The organism is Caulobacter sp. P1_D6 (assembly GCF_056406095.1).
In genome coordinates, this window is record NZ_JBFUAW010000053.1 from 1 (window position 1) to 24,266 (window position 24,266).

Genomic DNA, 24,266 nt, shown 5'->3' on the forward strand with positions numbered 1-24,266 from the left:
ACGGCGGGCGGGCTCCCCAACGATGGGAGTCCCCGGACACGCTGAAGTAACCCCCTCCAGCCCAGTCCCGCTCGATCGCCCCCCGCCGCCGCATCGGTCGCTGGCCATGCGCCCTTTCCATGCGACGAGGTGGGATCAGGATACGGGCGGTCTGGAGGGGTGAGGACCAAATCGGGTCGAGAAAGTTCAGAGCGTTGAAATCGTGGGGGTTTGCTCGCTGAACGCCGAGGATAGACGCTCCTGCCCCTCCCTCTCCCCTCCGGGAGAGGCTACGAAACCGCCATGACCACCGACTCTGCCTCGATCACCCCCGCCGACCTGGCCGCCTCGCCCGACCTGGCCGAAGCCCTGCTGGCCCTGAACAACGCCCATGCGGTGGAGCTGTCGTGGCTGGAGCCGCCCCGGCTGGCGCATCTGGCGGCCGAGGCGTTCCTGGCCGAGCGGATCGGCCAGGCCGACGCCCTGCTCCTGGCCTTCGACCAGGACGCCGACTACGACAGCCCCAATTTCCTGTGGTTTCGCGAACGCTTCCCGCGCTTCGTCTATGTCGATCGCATCGTGGTGGCCGGCGAGGCTCGCGGCCGGGGTCACGCCCGCCGCCTCTACCAGACGCTATTCGAGCGGGCCCGCGCGGCGGGGCACGAGCGCGTCGTCTGCGAGGTCAATTCCAATCCGCCCAACCCCGCCTCGGACGCCTTCCACGCCGACCTCGGCTTCGGGGTGGTCGGGACCGGCGAGATCCACGGCGGAGAGAAGACGGTGACCTATCTGGCGCGGGATTTGGGGTGACGCCTCAACGACCCCACACTCCCATTTCGTCCATCATCCTCGGACTTGTTCCGAGGCCCCTATTCCGCCGCGAAGGCCGTGCAATGGCGCGCCGGCGCGCCATTGCACGGATACATCAGCTGATCGAGAGTCCTCAGAACAAGTTCGAAGATGACGGACATGGGGGATATTGAAAGACCGCCAGCAACGGCGAGGCCACACCTTGAAACCTTAGCGCCAAACCCCCGACCTACCAAGACTTTAAGGCGTTATCTTAGCGAATCCGGAAGTCACAGGAACAAACTTCAACCACTATTTCTATAAATTTGCGAACTTCTTGACCGGTGATAGATCGATTATCTTGTTCATTAGTTCTTTTATTTTAACCCTAGCCGGCGTTGCATCATAGCTTGTGCCCGCACCGACATGATCAACCCATTCAACGAGAATTTCCTCAATTTGATTCATTATGGGCTGTTGGTGAGTATAAACCGCAACGTAGGAGGCCGGCGTTATATCTCGAAGAATTATTCGGTCAGCAATTTTCATAAGCATTCGCAGCTGAGCAAGCTCAGAGGCGGGATTCATCGTAAATAACTGAGTTTCCAACTTCCCTCTCAGATCAATCGCAAAATGCGACAGCTCAAGTGCGGCGCGCGCGCTTGCCGCAGCCGCGCGTTGTCGATCTCGCCGAGGTAACCAGAGCGCAACAACAACCGCCAACGACGTCGCCGTGGCCGCGACCCCATCAACAGCAACCTGGACCCATTCAGGTTCGATCATAGCCTTGCCCTCCGACCCACCGCATCGCCATGACATAAACCACCGCCGCGATCCCCGCCCCCACGAACCACGCATAGTCGTAGAGGCCCGTCCACGGCGTCCCGATCCCCGCCGCCGACGGCAGGCCGGCCGCCTTCAGGAAGCCCGGCAGATTCGGCGCGACCCCGATGACGAAAGCCGCCACCGCCGCCAGATTCCAGCCCTTGAAATAGGTGTAGCGACCTGCCCGGTCGTACAGCGCCTCGACGTCCAGCCTGGCGCGGCGCAGCAGCCAGTAGTCGGCGATCAGGATGCCGGCCACCGGCCCCAGCAGGGCGCCGTAGCCGGTCAGCCAGACGAAGATGTAGCCCTGGGTGCTCTCCAGCAGCTTCCACGGCATGATCAGCACGCCGATGGCGGCGGTGATGTAGCCGCCCGTGCGGTAGCTGATCCGCTTGGGCCACAGGGCCGAGAAGTCGTAGGCGGGCCCGACCAGGTTGGCGGCGATGTTGCACGAGACGGTGTCGAGGCTGATGATCAGCAGGCCCACCAGCACCGCGATGCCGCCGATGTTGCCCGACAGCGCCACCGGGTCCCAGATCGGCTTGCCGTAGATCAGCACCGTGGCCGAGGTGACGATCACGCTCATGGTCGCCAGCAGGGCCATGGGGCCGGGCAGGCCCACGACCTGGCCGACGATCTGGTCGCGCTGGGTGCGGGCGAAGCGGGTGAAGTCGGGAATGTTCAGGGCCAGGGTCGCCCAGTAGCCGGTCATGGCGGTGACGGCCGGCCCGAAGTCCTTCCAGAACCGGCCGGCCTTGGCTCCGCCGGCGTCGTAGGCGCTGGGCTCGTGCAGGATCGGGCCGATGCCGCCGGCCTTGCTCAGCGCCCACCAGACCAGCAGGCCGCAGACCAGGATCTTCACCGGCGCGGTCCAGGTCTCGAGCTTGCGCACGGTCTCCAGGCCCTTGGTGACGAACAGCAGCTGGATGGCCCAGAAGGCGGCGAACGACAGCAGCTGGCCGACGCCGATGCCCAGCACGGGGACCATCGGCCCGACCAGGCTCTTGCCGACCATCACGCCCAGCAGGGTCAGCAGCGCCCCGCCGCCGATCCAGGTCTGGATGCCGTACCAGCCGCAGGCGACGATCGCCCGGGCCAGGGCCGGGGCCCGCGCCCCGCGCCAGCCGAACGAAGCCCGGGCGAGCACCGCGTAGGGCACGCCCCACTTGGCGCCGGCGTGGCCGATCAGCAGCATCGGGACCAGCACGATCACATTGCCCAGCAGCACGGCCCATACCGCCTGGCTCGCCGACATCCCCTGCTCGATCAGGCCCGCGGCCAGCATGTAGGCCGGCACGGCGATGACCATGCCCAGCCACAGGGCCGCGAAGTGCCGCGCCTTCCAGGTGCGCTGGGCGGCAGTGGTCGGCGCCAGGTCCGGGTTCCAAAGGGTGTTGCCGGCTTGGTCGTGATCCATGTCGCCCCCGCGATCGTGTGGTGGGCGGACCATCGACCGGTGTTCGGCGGAGGTCACGCGGAAAATTCGCCCTGGAGCGGTGAAGGCTGAATCGCCCTATGCGGAGGCTTCGTCTTCACGGCTCCATCGGGGGAGAGGCCATGAACGCCCTTATCGATTCCATCCGCAACGGCTTTGGCGGGCTCCTACGCTTCTCGGGGCGGGACCCGGCTGGACGCTTCTGGCCCTACGCCGGCGTCGTGATCGGCCTGATGTTTTTCGCCGCGTTCGCGACGATGGCGCCCATCATGAGCGGGGCGTTCGCGCGGATGCAGAGCTTCGCGGCCGAACACCCCGACCAGGCCACGGTCACCCGGGGACCGGGCTCCTATTCGATCCAGATCCAGGGGAACCACCCCGAGCTGATGCCCGACGTGACGCCGTTCTTCACGGTGATGCAGGTCGGGTGCGCGGTGGTCGTGCTGCTGCTGGCCGCGGCGGTGACCCGGCGGCTGCACGATCGCGGGCGGCGTGGCTGGTGGGGCCTGGCGCCCCTGCCCTTCCTGGTCGTGGGGATGACCGTCTTCCCACGGCTCTTCAAGACCACCTTGGCGGGCGAGATGACGCCAGCCTCGATGAGGCTGTTCGGCCTGATGTTCGCCAACAACCTGCTCTATCTCGGCTCGCTGGGACTGCTGATCTTTTTGCTGGCGGGCGCGAGCCAGCCGAAGGCGAACCGCTTCGGCCCGCCCGCGCCCTGAAGCGGCTTAGCCCATGCCGGCATAGGCCAGGGTCGCGAGCCCCGCCCCGAACACCAGGACCATGGCCACGATCCCGACCCGGCCCCACTGGATGCAGGGGCCCGCGTGCCGAAGCTCTGCGGCCTCGGGCTTGTTGATGTCGCACTTGTTGAAGAACACGGAACGCGCACGCACACGGGTCGCGAACACGGCGTCAGCCATGGCGATCTCTCCCTAACGAGGCCCGCTCCTCTGACGGGAGCGCAAGGCCACGGTTAACACGAAAACTCGCCTAACGAGCGACTTTCCTCGCGTTTCGGGGCGAAAATCGAGCCGGATCGCGCGTTTTCGTCGTCGAAACGACGCTCGAAGACGAAAAACGCGCGATTTTTCGAGAAACGGTCATTTCTCGAAATGGCTACTTCACGATGGTGTCGACCGTCTGCCGGGTGACCGCGTGATAGAGCGGTCGGGTCTTGGCGTAGATCCGCTTGGCGATAGGCTGGCCCCAGTCGCCCTGGGCCATCAGGTCCTTGAACAGCGGGGCGACGAACTTGCGGCGGCCCTGGTCGGTCAGGAAGGCCACCAGCGACGGCAGGGCCGCCTCGTAGCGGTTGGCCACGGCCAGCTCCAGCCAGACGAAGCGGATCTCGCTGTTGCCTTGGGCCGACAGGCCGAAGGCCTTGTCCAAGGCCGCCAGGCGTTCGTTGGACAGCGCGCGCGGCAGGCTGGCGATGAAGCGGGTGCGCTCGGGCGTGCTCCAGGCCTTCCACTTGGCGGCCGGGGCCGGCCCGCCCTTGGCGTAGGCGGCGGCCAGGGCGTCCACCGCCGGGAAGGCGGCCGACTTGATGTGCACGGCGTTGTCCGGCAGCCCGACCTCGTAGACCCACTTGTCGATGCCGATCTCGGCTTCCAGCTTGGGATCGCCCTTGATCAGGTTGGCCCGCAGGTCGGCGACGAAGCCGGCCGTGGTCTGCGACTGGAAGGCGTGGCGGGCGAAATAGGCCTTCAGATAGGCGTCCCAGCGCTCGCGGCCGACGGCCTTCTCGATGGTCCGCAGGAAGGTCGCGCCTTTCTGGTAGGCGATGTCGGTCATGCCGTCGTCGGGATCGCGGCCGGTCAGGTCCAGATGCAGGCGGGTGTCGGCGCCGGTCAGGCCGCCGGCGTCCTTGATCGCCTCCTGCAGGTCGCTCCAGCCCAGATCGGCCAGCATGTCGGCGCGTTCCTTGCCGTACAGCTTCTCCATGATCCGGTTTTCGAAATAGTCGGTGAAGCCCTCGTTCAGCCAGAAGTCGGACCAGGTGGCGTTGTTGACCAGGTTGCCCGACCACGAGTGCGCCAGCTCGTGCGCCACCAGGCTGACCAGCGAGCGGTCGCCGGCGATGATGGTCGGGGTGGCGAAGGTCAGGCGCGGATTTTCCATGCCGCCGAAGGGGAACGACGGCGGCAGGACCAGCAGGTCGTAGCGACCCCAGGCGTAGGGCCCGTAGAGGCTCTCGGCCGCCTCGACCATCTTCTCGACGTCGACCAGCTCATTGGCGGTCTTCTTCATCACCGACGGCTCGGTGTAGACGCCGGTCCGCTGGCCCAGCGGGGTGAAGGTCAGGTCGCCGACGGCGATGGCGATCAGGTACGAGGCGACCGGCTTGTCCATCTTGAACCGATAGGCGCGGCCGCCAGCGACCGGTTCGCCGTCCGGGGTCAGCATCTCGGCGCTCATCACCGCCTTCAGGCCTTCCGGCGCGACGATGCGGGCCGTCCAGGTCTGGCGGATGCCGGGGCTGTCCTGGGTGGGGATCCAGGTGCGGTTGAGGATCGCCTCGCCCTGGCTGAACAGGTAGGGCTTGGCCTTGCCCGCCGTCTGGGCCGGGGTCAGCCATTGCAGGGCCGCGCCGCCGGGGGCGCTGTCGTAGCTGATGACGATGCGCCTGGCGCCGTTCAGTTGCACGGTCAGAGGCGCGCCGAGGTTCGGATCGGCCTTGCCCAGGGTCCACGGCAGGGCCGCGCCCTTGTCGTCGGTGATCGCCTTGATCACCAGGCCCTTGCTGTCGAGCACCACTTCCTTGGCGTCCGGCGCGGCGGCGATGTCGAGGGCGGCCGTGCCGGTCATCTTCTGGCCGGCGAAGTCGGCGGTCAGGTCCAGGTCCACATGGGTGACCCGCGCCACCAGCGGCTGGGCGTAGGAGTGGATGTCGCGGGCTTCCGGCGTCGTCAGGATCGCCGGGATCGGCGGCGTGATCCGGGCCATGGCGGGCGCGGCGACGCCGCAGAGCAGAAGCGCCAGCAAGGCTGTGCGGGTCGTGGTCTTAAGCGAGGTCATGGGAAGCCGAGTCCATCTACGGCGAAGTGGTCCCCACCGTCTTAGCCCAGCTCTGTGCCCGGTCCAGGCCAATTAACCTACCGTTGTCATCCCGGGCGAAGCGAAGCGTAGACCCGGGACCGCCGGAAGCTCGGCGCTCAGGCATCGGTCCCGGATCGGCGCGCCACGCGCTTGTCCGGGATGACAGGGATTGGCGAAACCTAGTTCAGATACTCCAGCAGACTGGTCCCGCCCGTGTTGACGCTGCCGTCGCTGTTGAACAGCGAGGCCAGCTTGTCGGAGAGGTTCTGCACCTCGACCATCTTGTCGTAGAGGGCCGGGGTCCAGCCGGCGGCCTGGCGCTCCTCGTCGCTCATGGCGGCGTACTGGGTGATCAGGTTCTTGCCGAAGGCCGAGGGATCGGACCCCTTGGTGCTGGCGTAGGCGCTGGAGACGCTGTCGCGATTGCGGGCCTTCACCTCGGCCTCGGCCTGGGTGATCTCGTGCTCGGAGAACTGGTCGCCCTTGTTCAGGGCCACGGCGGCCAGCGAGCGGTCGTCGAACTTGGAGAAGTCGATCTCGCCGTCGTCGGGCGAGGTGGCCATGCCGTCCTTGGTCGCCGAGGCGTACTGCTTGTCCAGCACCGAGCGGACGTCCGAGGCGACCTTGCCGATGTCGCGGGTGCGCGGATTGGCGACCACGCCGCCGACGTCCTTCAGATAGGCCGCGACCGGGTCGCCGTCGATGCCGGTGGGCTGGACGCCGGGCTTGGCGGTGGCCTGCTTGAGGCCCTCGGTCAGGGCGGCCTTGTCCTTGGCCCACTGGGCCGTGCCCTTCTCCTCGGCGCCGGCGGCCTCGAGATTGGCCAGGGCCGCCTTGTAGAGTCCGGCATAGTCGCCGGTCACCCGCATGGCCGAGGCCGAGGCCGATAGGGCCGTATCGCGGTTGGCCTTCATCTGCAGGCTGGCGACCACCTGCTCCTCGATCGAGAACTTGCCGCCCTTGTTGCTGGCGATGGCGTAGAGGCTGCGCCGGTCCAGGCCCGACACGTCGATCGTCGCCTTGCCGTCCTTCAGGGCGCTGGTCGCCTTGGCGTCGGCCAGCAGCTTGTCCAGCGCCGAGCGGGCCGAGGCGACCACCGCGTCGGTGGTGCGGTTGTCGGTCTGGGCAGCCAGGGCGGCCTGGGCCTCAGCCGACAGGGTGACCTTGTCGCCGGAGCCGCTGGTCTTGGCCGCGGCGGTGCTGGACGCGTCGCTCGAGGCCGCCGTCGTCGCGGCCGTCGTGCTGGCCGTACTGGTGGCGAGATAGGGGTTCGCCGCATAACCGTTGGTGACGCTGCCGACCATGACGCCCTCGACAAATCGCCGCGAGATTACGAATCGCGACGGCCCTGAAACATCGGGTCAAATGGCGGGAACATGGTTAAAGGCGCATTAACCATGTCCGCAGGAGAGCCCCTACTCCGGCACGCTGACCTGAGTCACGGGCTGGATGTCGGTGAACTTGGCGACGTCGCCCAGCACCTCGGGGGCGCGAGGGCCGCCCAGGCTGGCGCCCAAGGCTTCGGGGCTCTCGAAGGTGAAGTTGACGATGACCACGAACGGGGCCGCGCCGCCGTCTGGTCCGGGCACGCCTTTCAGCACCTGCACGTCCGTCAGGCCCGTCGCGGTGAAGGCCTCCTTCACCAGCGGGATGTGAACGCTGTCGTAATAGGCCTGGTCGAACTTGGCGCCGGGCGTCGCGGGATAGAGCACGCTGAAGATGACCATGTCGCTTCCCTGAACTGGCGGCCTCGCCGATCGCGCGCCGTCCGAAGCTCAGTTAAGCATGCGTCCACCGTCTCGCCACGATCGCCGCGACGGCGCCTGCCTAGGCTTGAACATAGACCCAGGCGCGCAGCCCGGACGCCAGGACCACGTCGACACGCCTGTAGTCCGAGACCTCGTAGGTGTCGGCGGCCGCCAGTTCCTCGGCCGTGATCTCGAACACCATGCCCTCGACCGAGTCGTCGGGGTCATCGCTGGCCGCGACGATGGGGTGATGGTCGGCGCCGCTGGCGGCGATCACCGCCGGATCGGTGATCCGCACCATCGTGCGGCTGTAGCCGGGCAAGGCGTCGGCCGCGCCGGCCAGCAGCCGGCCGAAGGTTTCCAGCTGCACCTTTTCCAGTTGCAGGGTGCCGTACGAGAAGAGGCGGATCGGATCGGGCATGGCGCTTCCTGTATCGTGGACGGCGATGCTAGGCGACGCCATCGCCCCGGGCCATGATCAGCGCGACGAACCGCATCGCCGGCTCGGCGGACCGCGCCACCGGCCTCAGCGCGCGGCCCACAGCGCGCCGGTCGCCGCCTGCAGATCGCCGGAAACGCCGCGTCGCGCCAGGGACAGGCCCTCCAGCTCCACCCTGTCGGCGCGCAGGGTGCGCGGGTGGATGCTGTAGCCCAGCTGGTAGATGGCGCGGTCGGTCTTGGTGACGCCGTCCTCGATGAACACCGTCAGCACGCCGACCGGCACGCGCCCGGTCCCGGCCTTGCCGGCCTTCTTGCGCAGCCCCTTCTCGATCCAGCCGATCTCCAACCGGGGATTGCCGGTGGTCTCGACGCTGTCGGAGCGCAGCTCGGCGGGGAACCAGACGGTCTGGGTCTGGATCACCTGGCCGTCATTGACCGAGATCAGCCGAATGGTCTCGCCGCCCTTCTCGCGCGTGCCCGTCATCACGAAGGTCATTTTCCGCGCGGCGGCCTGGGCCTCGGCCCGCCGCTCGCTGGCGGCGACCGAACGCTCGCGGTCCTCGCGGACCCTTTCGCGGTGGCTGTCCCAAAAGCTGAGACCGGTGATCACCAGGGCGGCCACCGCCACGATCTCGGCCAGGGTCAGCCAGCGGATCGGCGGGCGCTTGGAGGGGGTCTCTTCGGTCATCGGGCCTCCGTTTGCGCGCGGCGGGGATGCAGGCTCATCCCGCGGCCTCGCCAAGAGCGCCTCGACGGTAGAGTGACCGCGCCCGCCCGTGAAGCCGTCAGTTCAGGCCTTGGCGGGCCGACGACGGCGCGGAACGCGAACCACGGCCTCGCCGTCCATGATCAGGTCGTCGCCGACCAGGCCTTCGCAGCGCAGGGTGACGCGCGCGCTGACCTCGTCGATGGCCGAGACCGTGACCCGGGCCGTCACCACGTCGCCGATGCGCACTGGCCGATGGAACGCCAGGGTCTGGCTCAGATAGATCGCGCCGGCGCCCGGCAGGATGGTGCCGACCACGGCCGACCCGAACGAGGCCGACAGCAGGCCGTGCGCGATCCGGCCGCGATAGGCGGTCTTGGACGCGAAGGCCTCGTCCATATGCACGGGGTTGAAGTCGTCCGAAGCCTCGGCGAAACGCTGGATGCGCTCCTCGGTGATGGGGACGTGCTTTTCCGCGGTCATCCCGACCGAGAGTTCTTCCAGGATATAGCCGCCGGAGGCGTGAGGTTGGATCATACCGCGCCGATAGCCATGATGCGGCGAGATGGCCAGCGAAATACGCATGAACCCGTCCGGTCCGACCCCCACGCCCGGGAGAGCGGCGTTCGAAGCCGGCCCGCCGAACTAAGGTGATTAACCGTTCCGCCTCCCGGACATCGCCCCATCTTCCTCCGCGCCTCGTCATGAGAGTGTAGCCGCGCGGCCTGCCAGCCGGTGGGCCTACAGCTTATCCGATGGAGACGAAGCATGAGCGCGGACAGCGGTTCTCCCATCACCCCCTCGGCCGAACCCCATGGGTGGCTGTGCACCGAAACCCTCCAGACGCGGTTCGGCGATTTCGCCTTCGAGAACGGCTATCCGGCTGGCGACACCGCCGAGCGCCTGTTCGAGCTGCGAACGCTGAATCGCGCCGTCGAGGTCTACACCACCCAGGTGATGCGGGTCGGCGAGATGGCGTTGAAGCAAGGCCTGCGGACGTTCGGCGCGACCCGGCCCAACCAGGTGGTGGTCTGGGAAAACCTGATGGACTCCGGCACGGTCCTGCTGACCGCCAACACCGAAACCGTCTACGCCATCGTCCATCTGGACCTGAAGGCCGACGGGCCGACGGTGATCGAGGCGCCGCCGCACATGCTGGGCGCGATCCAGGACGGCCTGCAGCGTTACATCACCGACATCGGACCGCTGGGCCCGGACAAGGGCCAGGGCGGCAAGTTCGTGGTCCTGCCGCCCGGTTTCGAAGGCGAGCCGCCGGCCGGTCATTTCGCGGCCTGGTCGCGAACCTACTCGGTCACCGTCTTCATGCGCGGCTTCCAGTCGGAGGGCAAAACCGACAAGCCCGTGGCCCTGATCAAGCAGACCAAGGTCTATCCGCTCGACAAGGCCGACGCGCCGCCGACGATGGAGTTCCTGAACGGTTCGGGCCAGGCTATCGACACCCTGTTCCCCGACAATTTCCGCTTCTTCGAACTGCTGGCCATGCTGGTGGACGAGGAGTCGGCCGAGAACTTCGACCCGCTGGAGCGCTCCCAGATGCAGGCGATCGGCATCGAGAAGGGCAAGCCGTTCGCGCCCGACGCCAAGGCCCGCGCCCTGCTGGAGGAAGCCGCGCGGCTGGGCGGGGCCATCGCCCGCGCCAACACCTTCGCCTCGCCCGCGCCGGGGGTGTTCTACTATCCTGACCGCCAATGGCAGGGAACGCCTCCCGGTCAGACCTACACCTTCACCGTCGACGGGATTCCCCAGGTCGACGCCCGCAACAACGTCTACTACATGGCCGCCGGCAACTCGCCGGCCATGATGGCCAAGAACGTCGGCCAGGGCTCGCAGTACCTGTGGACCTATCGCGACGCCGACGGCGCCTTCCTGGACGGGGCGAAGACCTACCGGCTCCACGTTCAGCCGGGCGTGCCGATCAACAACTTCTGGTCGGTCGTGGTCTATGACGCGCTCAGCCGGTCGGAACTGCAGACCGACAACCCCCTGCCGTCGATCAGCAGCCTGTCCAACCCGATCGTCAACGCCGACGGCTCGGTCGACATCGTCTTCGGACCTGACAAGCCGGCGGGCGAGACCAACTGGATCGGCACGGTTCCAGGCCGGGGCTGGTTCCCGATCTTCCGCTTCTACGGTCCCGAAGAGGCGTTCTTCGACAGGACCTGGAAGCTTGAGGACATCGCCGCCGTCGACTGAGACGGCGGTGAAGCCCCTAGTCCGCGTGACCCGGCCGGCGCGGGGTGGACCAGGCTTCCGAGACGTCGGCCAGGATCACGTCCAGGCAGTCGACGCTGACCTTCAGGTCGCCGCCGCCCGCGAAGGTCAGCAGCACGGCGCCGCCCGGGGCCTCGCCCGGCTCGAAGGCCACCGACAGCAGCTCGACCACCGCGCCCTTGGCGTCGCGACGCAGCTTGCGGGCCTGGACGCCGGTGACGTCGCCCAGCTGCAGGGCCGAGCGGATGCGCTGCCCCTTCCCCCCCTTTGCTTGGGCCCCCGACTCCCAGCGGAAGCGGTTGCAGGCCAGGGTCAGGGTGCGGGCCGAGGCGTCCCAGCGGATGTCGCCGATCTTGGCCACGGCGTCCTGCAGGGCGGCCGAGATCACCGCCAGGTCGTCGGCGTCCTGGGCCAGGAGCTTCAGACCCCCGTCTTTCTTGGGAGCCGCGTCAGTCATGGTCGAGGTCGCTTTCGGCTTCGCCCTTGATCCGGCGAACCTGGGCCCCGCAGGCGCCCAGCTTTTCTTCCAGCCGCTCGAAGCCGCGGTCCAGGTGGTAGATGCGGCTGACCGTGGTCTCGCCGCGCGCCACCAGGCCGGCGATCACCAGGCTGACCGAGGCGCGCAGATCGGTGGCCATGACCTCGGCGCCTTCCAGCCGCTCGACGCCGCGCACGCGGGCCTCGCCGCCCGACACCGAGATGTCGGCGCCCAGGCGCATCAGCTCGGGGGCGTGCATGAAGCGGTTCTCGAAGATGGTCTCGCGGATGTGGCTCTCGCCCTTGGCCGTGGTCATCAGGGCCATGAACTGGGCCTGCAGGTCGGTGGCGAAGCCCGGATAGGGCTGGGTCTCGACGTTCACCGCCTCCAGGCGGTGGCCGTTGCGCTTGATGATCACGCCGTCCTCGGTGCGGATCACGCCGCAGCCGGCCTCCTCCAGCTTGACCAGCAGGCTGTCGATCAGCTCGGGACGGGCGCGGGTCAGCTGGACCTCGCCGCCGGCCATGGCGGCGGCCACGGCGTAGGTGCCCATCTCGATCCGGTCGGGGATCACCGAGTGGGTCGCGCCGTGCAGCTTGGCGACGCCGGTGATGGTGATGGTGGGGGTCCCCGCCCCTTCCACCTTGGCGCCCATGGCGTTCAGGCAGATCTGCAGGTCCAGCAGCTCGGGCTCGCAGGCGGCGTTCTTGATCACCGTGACGCCGTCGGCCAGCACGGCGGCCAGCATGGCGTGCTCGGTGGCGCCCACCGAGACGAACGGGAATTCGATCTCCGCGCCCTTCAGGCCGCGCGGGGCCTGGGCGTAGACGTAGCCTTCGTGCAGGTCGATCTTGGCGCCCAGCGCCTCCAGGGCCTGCAGGTGCAGGTCGACGGGACGCGCGCCGATGGTGCAGCCGCCCGGCAGCGAGACCTTGGCCTGGCCGGTGCGGGCGATCAGCGGGCCCAGCACGTTGAACGAGGCGCGCATCTGGCGGACCAGGTCATAGGGCGCGAAGCCGCTGGTGATCTCGGCGGCGTGCAGCACCGTCTCCGAACCGTCCGGCCCCTCGCGCTCGTCGACGTTCGCGCCGAGGCGCGTCAGCAGCCTGCCCAGGAACTTGGTGTCGGCCAGGCGCGGCATGTTGGTCAGGCGCAGCGGCTGATCGGTCAGCAGGCTGGCCGCCATCAGCTTGATGGCCGAGTTCTTGGCGCCGCTCACCGGGATGATCCCGTTCAGCTGCGCGCCGCCGGTGATGGCGATACGATCCAATGAAAGTCCCTCGTCGCGCGGCCTTCGGGGGAATGTCGCCGCGCGGTCACATGTGAAAGGGCGGTTCTACTGGTTGCAAGAGCCCGCGCAAGGGGCTGCACCGATTCCTCAAGGTTCCTCCTCAGTCGGAGGGGGAATCGTCGTCCGAACGGGGCGATTCCGGCTTTGCCGTTGCGGCGGGGGCGGCTTTCCTACGGCGAAGATTGGTTCGCAGCGCCTGGGCCAGCCGCGCCTCGCGTTCGGCTTTTTCGTTATTGGGCTTGGGGTTATGGCTCATCTTTCCACAGGTGAAAGCGCTGCGACGATCGGTCAAGACGATTTAGCCTTTGCCAACCGCGTTTGGTTCGCTATACGCCCCCTCCTCTTCGCCGCGGTAGCTCAGTGGTAGAGCGCATCCTTGGTAAGGCTGAGGTCCAGGGTTCGAGTCCCTGTCGTGGCACCATGGAGACCCAAAGCAAATCAGTGCTTTGGGTCTCCACCACTCGCGAAGAGAACGTCATCGAAATCGCTCCAGCAAGCATATAGTAAGCAAGTGTGCGCTTGACGCCGCGTGGGCGCGCTTCCACGCGCCAATCGTCTCGCGGCGCGCGGGCAAAAGTTTGCTTTTTTCGACCTTGGAACGCTGAGGCGTGAGCGCATGATTTTCGCCCTGCCCCCTGCTCTCACCACAGAGAAGCGAGGAGGTTCACGGGGGAAATAGATCGCTGATAGAGGCTCGTCGCGACGCTCGCCACCAGCCAGATCGAGACGGCGTTTAATGCGCGATCTGCGTCTCACGTAGACCTACAAGCCGATCGAGAAGCTGAGCCTGACGATCGGCACGCGGCGCTTCGACTACGACAAGACCGTCTCGGGTCAGGTGCTGATCAGCAACTTCGTCACCCAGTCCTATGTCGGTCCGGCCGCTCAAGTCGACGCCAGTGCCAGCGGCTGGGTCAGCAAGTTCGCCATTCCGGAAGACTAATCTGCGTTCTCAATTCTCCTCAACGATCGCGAGACCCCACGCGGCCAGGTCAATTTTCTGCCCGCTGGCGACCTTCCTGTCTTGCAGCAATTCGGTGCCGGCTCGCGCCACTGTCAATTGCTGCGGCGTCGCGGAGTAATTGAATATGTATCGAACAGCATGTCCGTTCCTCAACGTCCCACCGCGAACGATCAGCGGGAATCGAACGCCGGCAAGGGTCGGCTCGACGCCGGCACGTTCGACCTCGCCAGCCATGATTTTCTGGATCATCGCGTCACTCGGCATGAAGCCGATGTAGCTGACTTCTCCCTTGCCCCACGTATTTCGGGTCATCGCCGCGTCTGCCGGCCAAGATGGATGTTTGTAACGTGCGACCACCTTGGCCGTCGTTGGCTGCAGCATCTCCATCCACCAGCGAGCCTTGTTGTCGGCCTCTCCCACACCGAACGGATCGCCATCGAGCGAGACATTCTCGGGCGTGGTGAACAGTTGATAGCTGACCCCCGCCGCCTGGGAAATCGCACCCGGCTGCGTCGCGTAACGGACCTTGACGTTTTCGTCCGAGAAGCCGCTCTTGAACGTATAGACCAGATGACCACCGCGTTTGGCGTAATCATTGAGCCGCGCGATTTCAGCATCGCTGGCCGCGTACAATGCGGGCACAATGATCAGCTTGTAATTATCGAGCTTCATCGTTGAATCGGGCGACAGGATATCGACTTCAACATTCATCCGGTAGAGCGCGTCATAGAATGGGCGCAGAACCTGATTATATTCGACGCCACTTGGCTTGAACGAATTGAACGCGCTCAGCGCCCTGTTGCTGACGTAAATCGCCACGCTGTTGCGCTTGGTCATCCCGGCAAGCTTTGGCCCCAGTCGCTTGAAGTCGGCGCCGACGGTGCTCGCCTCCTCGTAGACCGGATTGGGCTTGTAATCCTGCGTGAGCAACCCGCGCCAATAGGTCTCGATCGCGTTGGCGGTGGTCGCCCAATGCCAATACGCCACCATCTCCGCCCCGGAGGCGACGTGGCTAAAAGCCTGGAGGCGAAGCTGACCGGGATAAGGCGTCCATTGGGCCCAGCCCTGGGCCTGCGTTTCGATCACCAGATAATTTTGGCCATTCCGGATCGACCGCGCGAGGTCGCCGCCGAAGGCGATCTCCGTTCCCGTCAGCCTATCCTGGCTGGGATGATAGATGTCGATCCCGGCGATATCGAGGGGCTTGGCTGAATTCCAATGATCGACTTCCGGCTGGACGCCGTAGGAAGTCTCACGCCACCCCAGGTCAAAATTCTGCGTGAGAAATTGGTCGGGTCTGGCGTGGGCGCGGACGATCTTCGCCTGCCAGGTCAGGAAATCCGTGACGAGCCCGCGCTGGAACGCGGCGAATGCGTTGGACATGCTGGCGTTGATCGATGCGTTGGTTGAAGGGAAATCCTCCCAGCGATTGATCCGGTTGCTCCAATAGTTGAGGCCCCATGCGTCGTTCAATGCATCGAGGCTGGGCCACTTTTGCTTCATTTGAGCGACAAAAGCAGCCTGCACATTGGGACCGCTGCTGCCGTAGGCCTTGGTCTCATTGTCGAGCTGGTAGCCGATGACCGCCGGATGATCCTTTACATGATCGACCAGCGCCACGATTACGCGCTCGGCCGCCGCGCGGTAATCCGGATCACTGATGTCCATGTTCTGCCGGGGCCCATATTGCGCTCGAACGCCGTTGGGCCCGACAACAAGCACGTTGGGATGCTCCCGGGCGAGCCAGGTCGGGATCGCGTAAGTCGGCGTACCGACGATCACCTTGATGCCCTGCTTGTGCATCGCCGCCAGCACCCGATCGACGTGGCTGAAGTCGAACACGCCCGGCTGCGGTTCCAGCGTGCCCCAGGTGGACTCGGCGATCCGCACGACCGTTATCCCGGCCGCTTTCATCATCCGGGCGTCCTCATCGACACGGTCGACCGGCGTATATTCGTCGTAATAGGCGACGCCGTAGAGGATGGTGTCCGGCACTTGCGCCTGCGCCGACGCGACGCCGACTACGGCGCTCGCCAGCCAAAACGCCCCGCAAAACACCCCCCAAAACGATCTCATGGCACCCTCCATTTGTCGGACATAATAAATGTCCCAGCGGGCGATGCAATGGTGCGCTTGGCTCTGCCTGCGGGAACTTGCCGTGTTCAAGCTTATGTCAAACCCACTGAATTCGCTGAGAAACGATGATGACCGACAATACCGAGCGACCTTGGAAGCCCTCTTGTCCTGGATAAGGGTCTATAAGGAAGCGACGGTCTCACGCTGGATCCAACAACTGCTCGATCTGGGCCACTGCCGAAAAATGACGTTGCTCGGCCTAGCTGTTCCGGCCCCGTCGAATACGTTGGCAAGGATGTTGCGCCGGGGTCGGGATTAAGCCATTTGTCCGACAAGCAGAGAGCAGTCGGAGGTGAGACGACCATGCTTGATAAGGGCCTTGGCATGTCACGGCGTGGCCTGCTGCTCACGAGCGCCGCCGTCATTTTTGCGGGCCGCCAGCGCGCCCATGCTGCCGTTCGACTGAGCAAACCGGATCTTCTGGTGCGCGATGGGGACGCGACGGTGACTGTGTTCGCGCTTAGCGACCGCGCCTTCCGGGTCCGCGTCTCCCGGAACGCCGATCCCGACGATGCGGCCAGCGAGATGCTGGAGGGCTCGCCCTTGCGTCCCTTGGTCCGCAAAACCCGTCTTTCGGCGGGCGCACGCCTGGACGTCGCCCATGCGCGGTGCGACTGGGATGCGAAATCGCGATGCCTGTCATTCTTTGATCGCGACGGCGCCCTGCTCCTCGCCGAAGCGCCGGAAACTCGTCGCATCGACCCGCATAGGATCGGCGGCGAGCCGACGCAGGCGGTGACGCAGGGATTCGTGAGTCCGCTCGACGAGCGTCTGTATGGCACGGGCTGCTTCCAGGACGGCCATCTCAACATCCGCGGCCTGCCGCGGCGGCTTACCCAGGTCAACACGCAGATCAGCCAGCCATTCCTGTTGTCCAGCAAGGGCTATGGCCTGCTTTGGCACAATGACGGCATGGCGGAGATCAACACGCCCGGCCAGGCGATACCGCTCGTGCGCCAGACGGTGGCCGGCGCGGCGCAAACGACCGATGTCACGACGAGCGCCGGCAATGCGCGCGTCGAACGACGAGAGGCGGAATTCGCCGGGCGGTTCACCGTCACACGGAGGGGCGGCCACGCATTCCTGCTCGATCTTGGCCGGAAGATGTCGTCGCGCCATTATGTCGAAATCGATGGCAAGCCGGCGACCGACCTCGCCAGCCCGTGGCTGCCCCCTACGGCGAGTTTCCTGCGCGAACTGGAGCCGGGCGAGCATAGCGTTCTCGTCAGGGCGCTGCAGGAGGATGAGCCGGTCTTGACCTTCGGCCCGATCGAAGACCGCACGACCTGGTCGTCGCCCGTGTCCGAAGGAATAGACTATGTGGTCATCGCCGGGCCGGACGCGGCCGAAGTGATGGCGGGCTATCACGAGCTTCTCGGGCCGCAGCCGATGATGCCGTTGTGGGCGCTCGGCTACATCCACTGTCGCGAACGATTTCATTCGTCCGAAGAGATACTGGCGACCGCGCACGAGTTTCGCCGCCGCAAGCTGCCCTGCGACATGATGGTTCAGGATTGGCAGTATTGGGGCAAATACGGCTGGAACGCGATGCGCTTTGACGAGGATCACTATCCTGATCCCGCCGGGCTCGTGCGCGATCTCCATGCGCTGGACATGCGCTTGATGCTTTCGGTCTGGTCGAAGGTCGGAAAGGAAACCGAGCTTGGCAAGGAAGTGGCCGCCCGCGATTTCTATATTCCCAACACCGACTGGATCGACTTCTTCAATCCAGCCGCGGCACGCTTCTACGGCCAGACCCAGAACGATCGCCTTGCCTCGCTCGGGATCGACGCCTGGTGGCAGGATGCGACCGAACCGGAGAATGACGATCTGGTCGGACGCTCCATCTACGCCGCCCCCGGTCGAAAGCAGCCTGGCGAGAAGCGCCGCAATCTCTACTCCTTGCAGGTCAGCCGAGCCGTCTACGAGGCGCAGCGCGGCGCCTATCCCGACAAGCGGGTCATGATCCTCACGCGATCGGCCGCGCCCGGACAGCAGCGCTACGGGGCCGCGACCTGGTCCGGCGACATCGGCAATGATTGGGAGACGCTGCGCCGCCAGATCCCAGCCGGGCTAAACATGGCCGCGGCGGGCCAAGCTTGGTGGACGGTCGACGCAGGCGGTTTTTTCCGGCCGGGCGAGGGGCAATATACCGACCCGGCCTATCATGAGCGCTTCATTCGCTGGTTCCAGTTCGCGACGTTCCTGCCGATGCTGCGTGTCCACGGCTACATGACGGACACGGAGTTCTGGCGATTTGGCGAGACAGTCGAGGGCATTGCGCGGTCCTATCTCGAACTGCGATACCGGTTATTGCCCTATACGTACGCGCTTGCGGCGGAGGCGTCTTCCCGCGGCATGCCCGTCATTCGCCCTCTGACGTTCGACTTTTCCGACGATGCTGCGGCGCTGGATCAAGTTCATGCCTACATGTTCGGCCCCGCCATCCACGTGGCGCCGGTGGTCGCGCCGGATGCACGCGAGTGGGATGTCTATCTGCCGCGAACGGCCGGCGGCTGGTACGACTTCTGGACCGGTGTCCATCGCGAGGGCGGGCGAGAGCATCGGGTGCCGGCGGGCCTCGACCGGATGCCGCTCCATGTCCGCGCGGGCAGCATCCTGCCGCTCGGTCCGGTCCGCCAATCGACGGTGGACCTGGCGGGCGGCGACCTCGATCTGCTGGTTTATCCCGGACGTGACGCCGCGGCCACGCTCTATGACGACGATGGAACCTCCTATCGCTATGAGACCGGAGAAGCGGCGCGCACGGCGCTTGATTGGGACGACGCGACAGGAGCGTTGACGATCGGCACGCGCAGGGGCCGTTTTGCCGGCATGAAAGCGCAGCGGACGCTCCGCGCGCACCTCATGGGCCCGGAACGCGCGGCGCTCGCCTTCGGCCGGGCGCCCGAAGCTTCCTACACGGGGCAGGCTGTCAGACTCCTGTTGCGGCCGTAAGCGCGTCAAATTCTCCGCAAGGCTCACCTCCCCGGCGTCATTGGCCTCATCGACCAGACAGCGCACCAGGGCGGTCTTGGGGATCAACTTGCGCTTGGCCGGCAGGCGAAGGGCAAGGCGGCGGCTCTCCCCGGCGGTGACCAGCGCATTGCCGGCGCGGCCGTGTTCAGGCCTTGGTCGCCGCCCGGCACTTTTCGCGCATGCGGTCGAAGATCGGCTTCAGCGGGGTTCCGACGGCGGGCTGAGCCTCGACGTTGACCAGGTATTTCCGGAAGACCTTGCTCCTCGCCGCGCGGGGCGTCGGATGGAGCGGCCAGGTCGTCGGCTCGGGCGCGAGCGCCTCGGGCTCGGCGTGGCCGATGGCCGGCGACGGCACGCTGGGCGGCTCGAACACCTGATAGGGAAGGCCGGCCTGATTGATGTTGCGGAACAGTCGCTCGACATCCTTGCTCATCACGCCGGTCCTGTTCTGGCCCTCAGGAACTCGAGTTCCATGGCCTGGGGGCGGTGTAACCTTGACGGCCGTTAACCTCAATTGGATCAAGGCCTGACGGGACCTTGTGACGCACCCCGGGATCGTCGCTCCTGGGCGGCCCGTTCGGCCAGCAGACCCAGGGCCGCCGAGTAGTAATCCTCCCGCGCGGGCTTGAGTTTCTGCGCCGGCAGGTCGGCGACCAGGCGCGCCACCGCCTGCCCGCCCGGCGACAGGGGGAACGGCGCCTGGTCCCCGGTCTGAACGTCGACCCAGGCCGGCGGCGGCCAGTTCGCGCCCTCGTACCGTCGCCAGAAGCGCGCGGCGGTCGTCGCCGAAGCCTGACCCGTGACGCCGCCCCAGACCAGGTAGAGCGGTGCGCGAACCGCATCGAAGCCGAAGCGCGGCTGGCGTCCTGGATCGGGGGTGACAGCGCCCGACGCGTCTATCCGAACCCAGTCGGAGGGAAGGGTCTGCTGACCGAAACCCGCGTCGCGCGCCACGGTGAGACCGTCGCGGATCAGTCGCTCCCAGGGGCCGTCGGGATCGGCTGCGGCGAAATCCTGCAGGGCCGGCAGGATGAAATAGGACGGGTTGTAGATGACGGCGTCCTTCTGCTGGAACCCATTCATGCCCGGCAGCAGCACCCGGCGACCGCCGATGTCGGCGACCAGCCTCTGGGCGATAGCGGCGCGGATCGCCCTGGAATCGTTGGCGTAGCTCTGCTCCTTCCAGCGCCTGGAGGCGCGCAGAAGCGCCCAGGCGATGAGGATGTCGCCGTCGGTGGCGTTGTTGGGATCGGCGACCGCCGCGCCGGCTTTCGGATCATAGCGCCAACGGAACAGCCGCACGTCGTCGCGCATCAGGTTGACGCCGGTCCAGCCCCACAGGTGGTCGAACGTGGCGCGGTCGCCGTGCGCCTCGGCCAGCAGCATGCCGTAGCCCTGCCCCTCGCTGTGGCTGATCCCGCCGTTGCCGGTGTCGACCACCCGGCCGTCGGCGGTGACATAGGCGCTCTTGAAAGCGCCCCAGTCCTTGTGATCCTTCACCGCGCACGCCGTCTGGGGCAAGGCGAGCAGCAGCGCCGCCAGAAGGGCGGGCAAGGCCGAGCGCGCCCTAGACCCCGTGGCGGAACACCAGCGGGTCGGTGTGGCCCGCCACCCTGCGGACCCTGGAGAGGGGGCTGCCCTGGGCGAGCATCCATTGGCCATAGACGCCTTCCATGACCGCGGCGGCGCCGTCGGGCCAGACGACGTTGGAGGGATCCGAGAAGGCATTGGGGTAGGCTCCATGCACGATGCGGATGGCGTCGTCTTCGGGGAAAAGCCTGACCCAACCCCACTCGATGTCGCTCCAGGCCTCGTTCATCGCGGCCTCGAGATTCTCGACCGTGTCGGTCTTGGGCAGGGTCATGTTGTCGGCCATTCGGCGACCGATCTGGCGCAGGAAGCCGCGCACTTCGGCCGGCTCGGCGCCGATGTTCAGCTCCACCGCGAACGCCGAAAGGAACACGCGCCACTGCGGCGAGCAGCTTCGGACCGAGTGATAGGCGTGATCGAGCTTGCGTATGTCTTCAAGGGAGAGCGGGTCGGGTGGGTTGATGGTCATGGCGCCTGCCGCCCTCCAATCAATTGCTTGAGATAGAGCCTGGCCTTGGCCTCGTCGTAGTCGCCGAAGGTGTCGAAGCTGAGCGCGCCGCCCACCGTCGTCGCCCAACTCATCTGGTATTCGGCCGAGGCCGAGCCGGCCATGCCGAAGCCGCTCTCGCTGCGGGCCGGGAACCGGCTCTTGATGGTGCGATCGATCGAGGCCAGGGACTCCAGGGTTCCCTGCAGGTCGGGATCCAGCGGAAAGACGTCGGTCGCGTCCTCGCGATAGGTCTGGTAGCCGGGCGCCGCGCGCAGCTCGAAGTTCCAGGACGCGCGGTTCAGGACCATCTTGATCGGCAGGCTGACGCTGGTGAACTGCTGCGGGCTGAAATAGCCGCCGTGTCCCAGGGTGAAGAGGTTCTGGTTGGTGTCGTAGGCCTGGTGGTTGAGGTTGGCCCCGATCTGGAACTCGGCGGTCCGGGTCCGGTAGGGTCGGATATAGCCGCCGATGTTCATCTCCCAACTGCTGTTGTCGCCCACGTGGCGACCGTCGTAGCGGCTGGCCGAAAGGTCGGCGTAGAGGCCCGTGGCCTGGTTGTCGTAGGACAGGCCGCCGCCGGCGGTGGACCGCATCACCTGGCCCCATTCCTTGCCGGTCACCGGATCGACGGTGGCGGCGTAGCTGGTGACGCTGTCGGTGACCGGGCGGCGCTCGACCTTCAGCTTGGCGCGGGCGTTGCCGCCGATCGCCGGCGTCCAGCTCACCCCGCCCGCGGCCTCGACGCTCGAGAAGCCCAGGGGGGTCGTGCCGATGTCGGCGGTCAGGTCGCCGTTCGCGTAGCGCACGGCCACGGCGGCGCCCGAGGCGGTCTGCGGACCGGGATCGGGGACGTCCTCCTCGTCGATGATCGGCGTCCCGCCCGGCGGCACGGGTTCCTCCTGGTCGAGGATCGCGACGGCGGTGGGGATCGGGTTGGCGCCGAAGCGCTGGCGGGCGTCCAGCGAGGCCGTGCCCCCGTCGATCGCGATCGGCGCGACCTCGAACGACAACCGCCCACGCCCCAGCACCGAGGTCGAGAAACTGGCGACACCGGCGACTTCGCCCAGTTCGCTCAGCCCCGCCTCGCCCGAGCGTTGTCGGAAGGCGGCCGAGACGTCGACCTGCGGGGCGGCGTCGCGGCTGAGATCGGCGATCTGGCGGTCGATGCCGGCGGCCTTGGTTTCCTGGGGCGAGGTCGCGACCGGAGCGGCGCTCCGCTTGCCGACGCCAAAGGACGGGAAACCGAACAACGACGAGGACGAACTCGACGGCGGCGGCGGGGCGGCGGGAACGGCCGTGGCCGCCGGAGCGCCCCACGACGGCGTGGTGGTGGGCGCGCCCATTGGCGTGGAGGTCGGCGACAGCCAGGCGACAGGCGCGGCGGGGCGAGCGGACGGCTGCGGGCTGGATCGATCCAGGAAGGGATTGGCGCCCAGACCACCCACCGGCCCTCGCCCGCCGACGTCGCGGCCGCCCAGCGCCTTGGCGGTTTCCAAGGCTTCGAGGGCCGCGCGGCGATCGCCCGCCGCCGTCTCGATCCGGGCCCGCAGCAGGTAGAAGTCGGCGTTGTCCGGCGAGCGCGCCATGGCCAGGCGGAGGCTGTCGCGGGCCCGGGGCAGGTCGTTGCGGGCCAGGGCCGCCTCGGCGATCCCCGCCAGGGCCTCTGGGTCGCCCGGCTTGAGACGCAGCAGGGCCTCGTAGGTCCAGCTGGCCTCGTCGGGCATCTGACCGGTCAGGTAGAGCCGCCCCAGGGCCGACAGGATGCGCGGATGGTCGGGCGCGACCACCGAGGCCTGGGAAAGGCTGTCGAAGGCGCCGGCCAGGTCGCCGGACAGCCGCAGGCGGTCGGCCCGCTCCGCGGCCAGGGTCGCGGCCAGCCCCGCCACGGCGCGGCGGTTCTCGGGCGTGGGCGCGGCCTTGGTCGAGGCCTGGCGGATCAGGGCCGCGGCCTCGGCGTCCCGTCCGGCCTTGGCCAGCACCGAGACGAAGCCGTCATAGGCGGCGGGCGCGGCGGGGACGTCGACCATCAGGGCCTGCTGGGCCGCCGCCAGGGCGGGCTCAACATCGCCGAGGTCGTAGAGCGCTGACGCCGTCTCCCCGGCGGTCCCCATCGGCAGTCCGGGCTTGGCCAGCAGCGCCCGCAGGCTGCTGGTCGCCTCGTAGCCGCGCCCTGCGGCGGCGGCCTGGCGGGCCTGCTGGATCACCGCGCGATCCTGCAGCGACTGGGCCAGCGCCTGCATCGGGGCGGTGCGCTCGGCGGGCGGGATCCGATCCAGGGCGGCCAGGCCGTCGCGCGGCCGGTTGCGCTGGTCGGCCCACAGGGCGGCGGCGTGCAGGGGTTCGGCCCCGACGCTGGAGGCCAGGGGCGACATCAGCCCGTCGGCCGAACTGGTTTCGCCGCGTTCGAGCAGGAAGCGGGCGTAGTCGAGCCGCAGCCAGGGCTCGGACGGAAAGTCGGCCAAGGCGGCCTCGAAGGCCGCGCGGGCGCCGGTCAGGTCGCCCGCCGCCCAGGCTTCGTCGGCCTTGGCCTGGGCGATCCGCGCCCGGGTCGAGACCGAGCCCGTCGCGCCGCCGGGCTTGGCGGCCAGGGCTTCGGCCTCGGCGATCTTGCCCTGGGCGACCAGCACCTCGACCAGGCCGGTCTGGATGTCGGGCGAGCCCGGCGCGTTGCGCGCCGCCTGGCGGTAGGCGGTCTCGGCCTCGGCCAGACGGCCCTGCCGCGCCAGGGCGTCGCCGAGCAGTTGCTGGGCCAGGGCGACGTCGCGGCCGGAGCCGGCGGCGAGCGGCGCGACCAGGCGCTCGGCCTTGGCCGCGTCGCCGGCCGCCAGCGCGGCCTGGCCCGCGCGCAGGCCGCCGTAGAACCGCGCCGAAGCCAGCGCCTCGCTCCAACGGGCCCTGGCCTGGGGCGACCCGGCGCTGGCCCTGGCCAGCAGCGGCTCGGCCTCGGCGAAGCGCTCCTGGCGCAGGCGCACGACGCCCAGTCCTCCCAGCGCGTCCTGGTCATTGGGACGGACCTTGAGCGCGGCTTCGAAGTCGCGGCCGGCGGCGTCCAGCTGGCCCTTCTCGAGCGCCGCGAAGCCCGCCGCCCGCGAAGATGCGCCGCGGTCGACCGGCGCCGCCGGCCGGGGCGCGGGCTGAGGC

Annotated in this window: 20 protein-coding genes, 1 tRNA gene and 1 pseudogene; 6 read left to right on the forward strand and 16 right to left on the reverse strand. The window is 67.4% G+C overall.

The features are described 5' to 3' along the window. Positions 1 to 45 precede the first annotated feature (45 nt). Together AC1DYP_RS22690 and AC1DYP_RS22695 are read left to right on the forward strand one after the other, a co-directional pair. Positions 46 to 134: pseudogene (locus tag AC1DYP_RS22690) on the forward strand (hypothetical protein); the annotation flags it as partial. 148 nt (positions 135 to 282) lie between these two features. Then, positions 283 to 789: a GNAT family N-acetyltransferase gene (locus AC1DYP_RS22695; RefSeq protein WP_477048242.1), complete on the forward strand. Its 507-nt coding sequence runs from the start codon at positions 283 to 285 to the stop codon at positions 787 to 789. A 297-nt stretch (positions 790 to 1,086) separates the two neighbouring features. On the opposite strand, the gene AC1DYP_RS22700 is transcribed toward AC1DYP_RS22695, so the two are convergent. Next, entirely contained in the window at positions 1,087 to 1,551 is a 465-nt protein-coding gene (locus AC1DYP_RS22700) for a hypothetical protein (RefSeq protein WP_477048243.1), read from the reverse strand. Further along, the gene (locus AC1DYP_RS22705; protein ID WP_477048244.1) at positions 1,538 to 3,010 is read right to left on the reverse strand and encodes an NCS1 family nucleobase:cation symporter-1; all 1,473 of its coding nucleotides are present in this window, start codon (positions 3,008 to 3,010) and stop codon (positions 1,538 to 1,540) included. The genes AC1DYP_RS22700 and AC1DYP_RS22705 overlap by 14 nt, the downstream gene beginning before the upstream one ends. Before the next feature lie 140 nt (positions 3,011 to 3,150). On the opposite strand from AC1DYP_RS22705, the gene AC1DYP_RS22710 reads away from it, so the two are divergent. Then, positions 3,151 to 3,750 (forward strand): DUF805 domain-containing protein, encoded by a 600-nt coding sequence (locus tag AC1DYP_RS22710; RefSeq protein WP_477048245.1) that lies wholly within the window; start codon positions 3,151 to 3,153, stop codon positions 3,748 to 3,750. Positions 3,751 to 3,756: 6 nt separating this feature from the next. Here AC1DYP_RS22710 and AC1DYP_RS22715 read toward each other — a convergent pair whose 3' ends face one another. The 7 genes from AC1DYP_RS22715 to AC1DYP_RS22745 all read right to left on the reverse strand — a co-directional run bounded on the left by AC1DYP_RS22715 (position 3,757) and on the right by AC1DYP_RS22745 (position 9,502). Then, the gene (locus tag AC1DYP_RS22715) at positions 3,757 to 3,951 is read right to left on the reverse strand and encodes a hypothetical protein (RefSeq protein ID WP_477034342.1); all 195 of its coding nucleotides are present in this window, start codon (positions 3,949 to 3,951) and stop codon (positions 3,757 to 3,759) included. 196 nt (positions 3,952 to 4,147) lie between these two features. Further along, positions 4,148 to 6,049, reverse strand: coding sequence for a M1 family metallopeptidase (locus AC1DYP_RS22720; RefSeq protein ID WP_477048246.1), 1,902 nt, complete (start codon positions 6,047 to 6,049; stop codon positions 4,148 to 4,150). 200 nt (positions 6,050 to 6,249) lie between these two features. Then, positions 6,250 to 7,374, reverse strand: a complete 1,125-nt coding sequence (locus AC1DYP_RS22725) for a hypothetical protein (protein ID WP_477048247.1) — start codon at positions 7,372 to 7,374, stop codon at positions 6,250 to 6,252. A gap of 111 nt (positions 7,375 to 7,485) precedes the next feature. Further along, complete coding sequence (locus tag AC1DYP_RS22730; protein WP_477048248.1) at positions 7,486 to 7,797, reverse strand: EthD family reductase; 312 nt, start codon at positions 7,795 to 7,797, stop codon at positions 7,486 to 7,488. Positions 7,798 to 7,897: 100 nt separating this feature from the next. Beyond that, positions 7,898 to 8,239 carry a gamma-glutamylcyclotransferase family protein gene (locus AC1DYP_RS22735; protein ID WP_477048249.1) on the reverse strand — a complete coding sequence of 114 codons (342 nt, stop codon included), beginning with the start codon at positions 8,237 to 8,239 and terminating at the stop codon, positions 7,898 to 7,900. Between the two features lie 105 nt (positions 8,240 to 8,344). Then, the gene (locus tag AC1DYP_RS22740) at positions 8,345 to 8,947 is read right to left on the reverse strand and encodes a hypothetical protein (protein WP_477048250.1); all 603 of its coding nucleotides are present in this window, start codon (positions 8,945 to 8,947) and stop codon (positions 8,345 to 8,347) included. A gap of 102 nt (positions 8,948 to 9,049) precedes the next feature. Then, positions 9,050 to 9,502 carry a MaoC family dehydratase gene (locus tag AC1DYP_RS22745; RefSeq protein ID WP_477034360.1) on the reverse strand — a complete coding sequence of 151 codons (453 nt, stop codon included), beginning with the start codon at positions 9,500 to 9,502 and terminating at the stop codon, positions 9,050 to 9,052. Between the two features lie 231 nt (positions 9,503 to 9,733). On the opposite strand from AC1DYP_RS22745, the gene AC1DYP_RS22750 reads away from it, so the two are divergent. Continuing rightward, positions 9,734 to 11,179: a DUF1254 domain-containing protein gene (locus AC1DYP_RS22750; protein ID WP_477048251.1), complete on the forward strand. Its 1,446-nt coding sequence runs from the start codon at positions 9,734 to 9,736 to the stop codon at positions 11,177 to 11,179. A 16-nt stretch (positions 11,180 to 11,195) separates the two neighbouring features. Here AC1DYP_RS22750 and AC1DYP_RS22755 read toward each other — a convergent pair whose 3' ends face one another. Both AC1DYP_RS22755 and murA read right to left on the reverse strand, forming a co-directional pair. Continuing rightward, positions 11,196 to 11,654: a DUF2948 family protein gene (locus tag AC1DYP_RS22755; RefSeq protein WP_477048252.1), complete on the reverse strand. Its 459-nt coding sequence runs from the start codon at positions 11,652 to 11,654 to the stop codon at positions 11,196 to 11,198. Beyond that, positions 11,647 to 12,945 (reverse strand): UDP-N-acetylglucosamine 1-carboxyvinyltransferase, encoded by a 1,299-nt coding sequence (gene murA, locus AC1DYP_RS22760; RefSeq protein ID WP_477048253.1) that lies wholly within the window; start codon positions 12,943 to 12,945, stop codon positions 11,647 to 11,649. Before murA ends, AC1DYP_RS22755 begins: the two co-directional genes overlap by 8 nt. Positions 12,946 to 13,312: 367 nt before the next feature. Between murA and AC1DYP_RS22765 the strand changes: the two genes are divergently transcribed. Beyond that, positions 13,313 to 13,387: transfer RNA gene (locus tag AC1DYP_RS22765), tRNA-Thr, on the forward strand. A gap of 531 nt (positions 13,388 to 13,918) precedes the next feature. Here AC1DYP_RS22765 and AC1DYP_RS22770 read toward each other — a convergent pair. Then, positions 13,919 to 16,006, reverse strand: coding sequence for a beta-galactosidase (locus tag AC1DYP_RS22770; protein ID WP_477048254.1), 2,088 nt, complete (start codon positions 16,004 to 16,006; stop codon positions 13,919 to 13,921). Positions 16,007 to 16,369: 363 nt separating this feature from the next. On the opposite strand from AC1DYP_RS22770, the gene AC1DYP_RS22775 reads away from it, so the two are divergent. Further along, positions 16,370 to 19,024: a glycoside hydrolase family 31 protein gene (locus AC1DYP_RS22775; protein ID WP_477048255.1), complete on the forward strand. Its 2,655-nt coding sequence runs from the start codon at positions 16,370 to 16,372 to the stop codon at positions 19,022 to 19,024. Positions 19,025 to 19,190: 166 nt separating this feature from the next. Here the strand turns inward: AC1DYP_RS22775 and AC1DYP_RS22780 are convergent, their stop codons facing one another. From AC1DYP_RS22780 to AC1DYP_RS22795, 4 genes are all read right to left on the reverse strand, one after another. Next, positions 19,191 to 19,478: a hypothetical protein gene (locus AC1DYP_RS22780; protein WP_477034220.1), complete on the reverse strand. Its 288-nt coding sequence runs from the start codon at positions 19,476 to 19,478 to the stop codon at positions 19,191 to 19,193. Positions 19,479 to 19,564: 86 nt separating this feature from the next. Continuing rightward, positions 19,565 to 20,599, reverse strand: a complete 1,035-nt coding sequence (locus AC1DYP_RS22785) for a family 8 glycosyl hydrolase (RefSeq protein WP_477048256.1) — start codon at positions 20,597 to 20,599, stop codon at positions 19,565 to 19,567. 13 nt (positions 20,600 to 20,612) lie between these two features. Beyond that, entirely contained in the window at positions 20,613 to 21,104 is a 492-nt protein-coding gene (gene bcsD, locus AC1DYP_RS22790) for a cellulose biosynthesis protein BcsD (protein ID WP_477048257.1), read from the reverse strand. Further along, positions 21,101 to 24,266, reverse strand: a 3,166-nt coding sequence (locus AC1DYP_RS22795; protein WP_477048258.1) for a cellulose synthase subunit BcsC-related outer membrane protein, incomplete at its 5' end; no start/stop codon positions are given. The genes bcsD and AC1DYP_RS22795, both read right to left, overlap by 4 nt.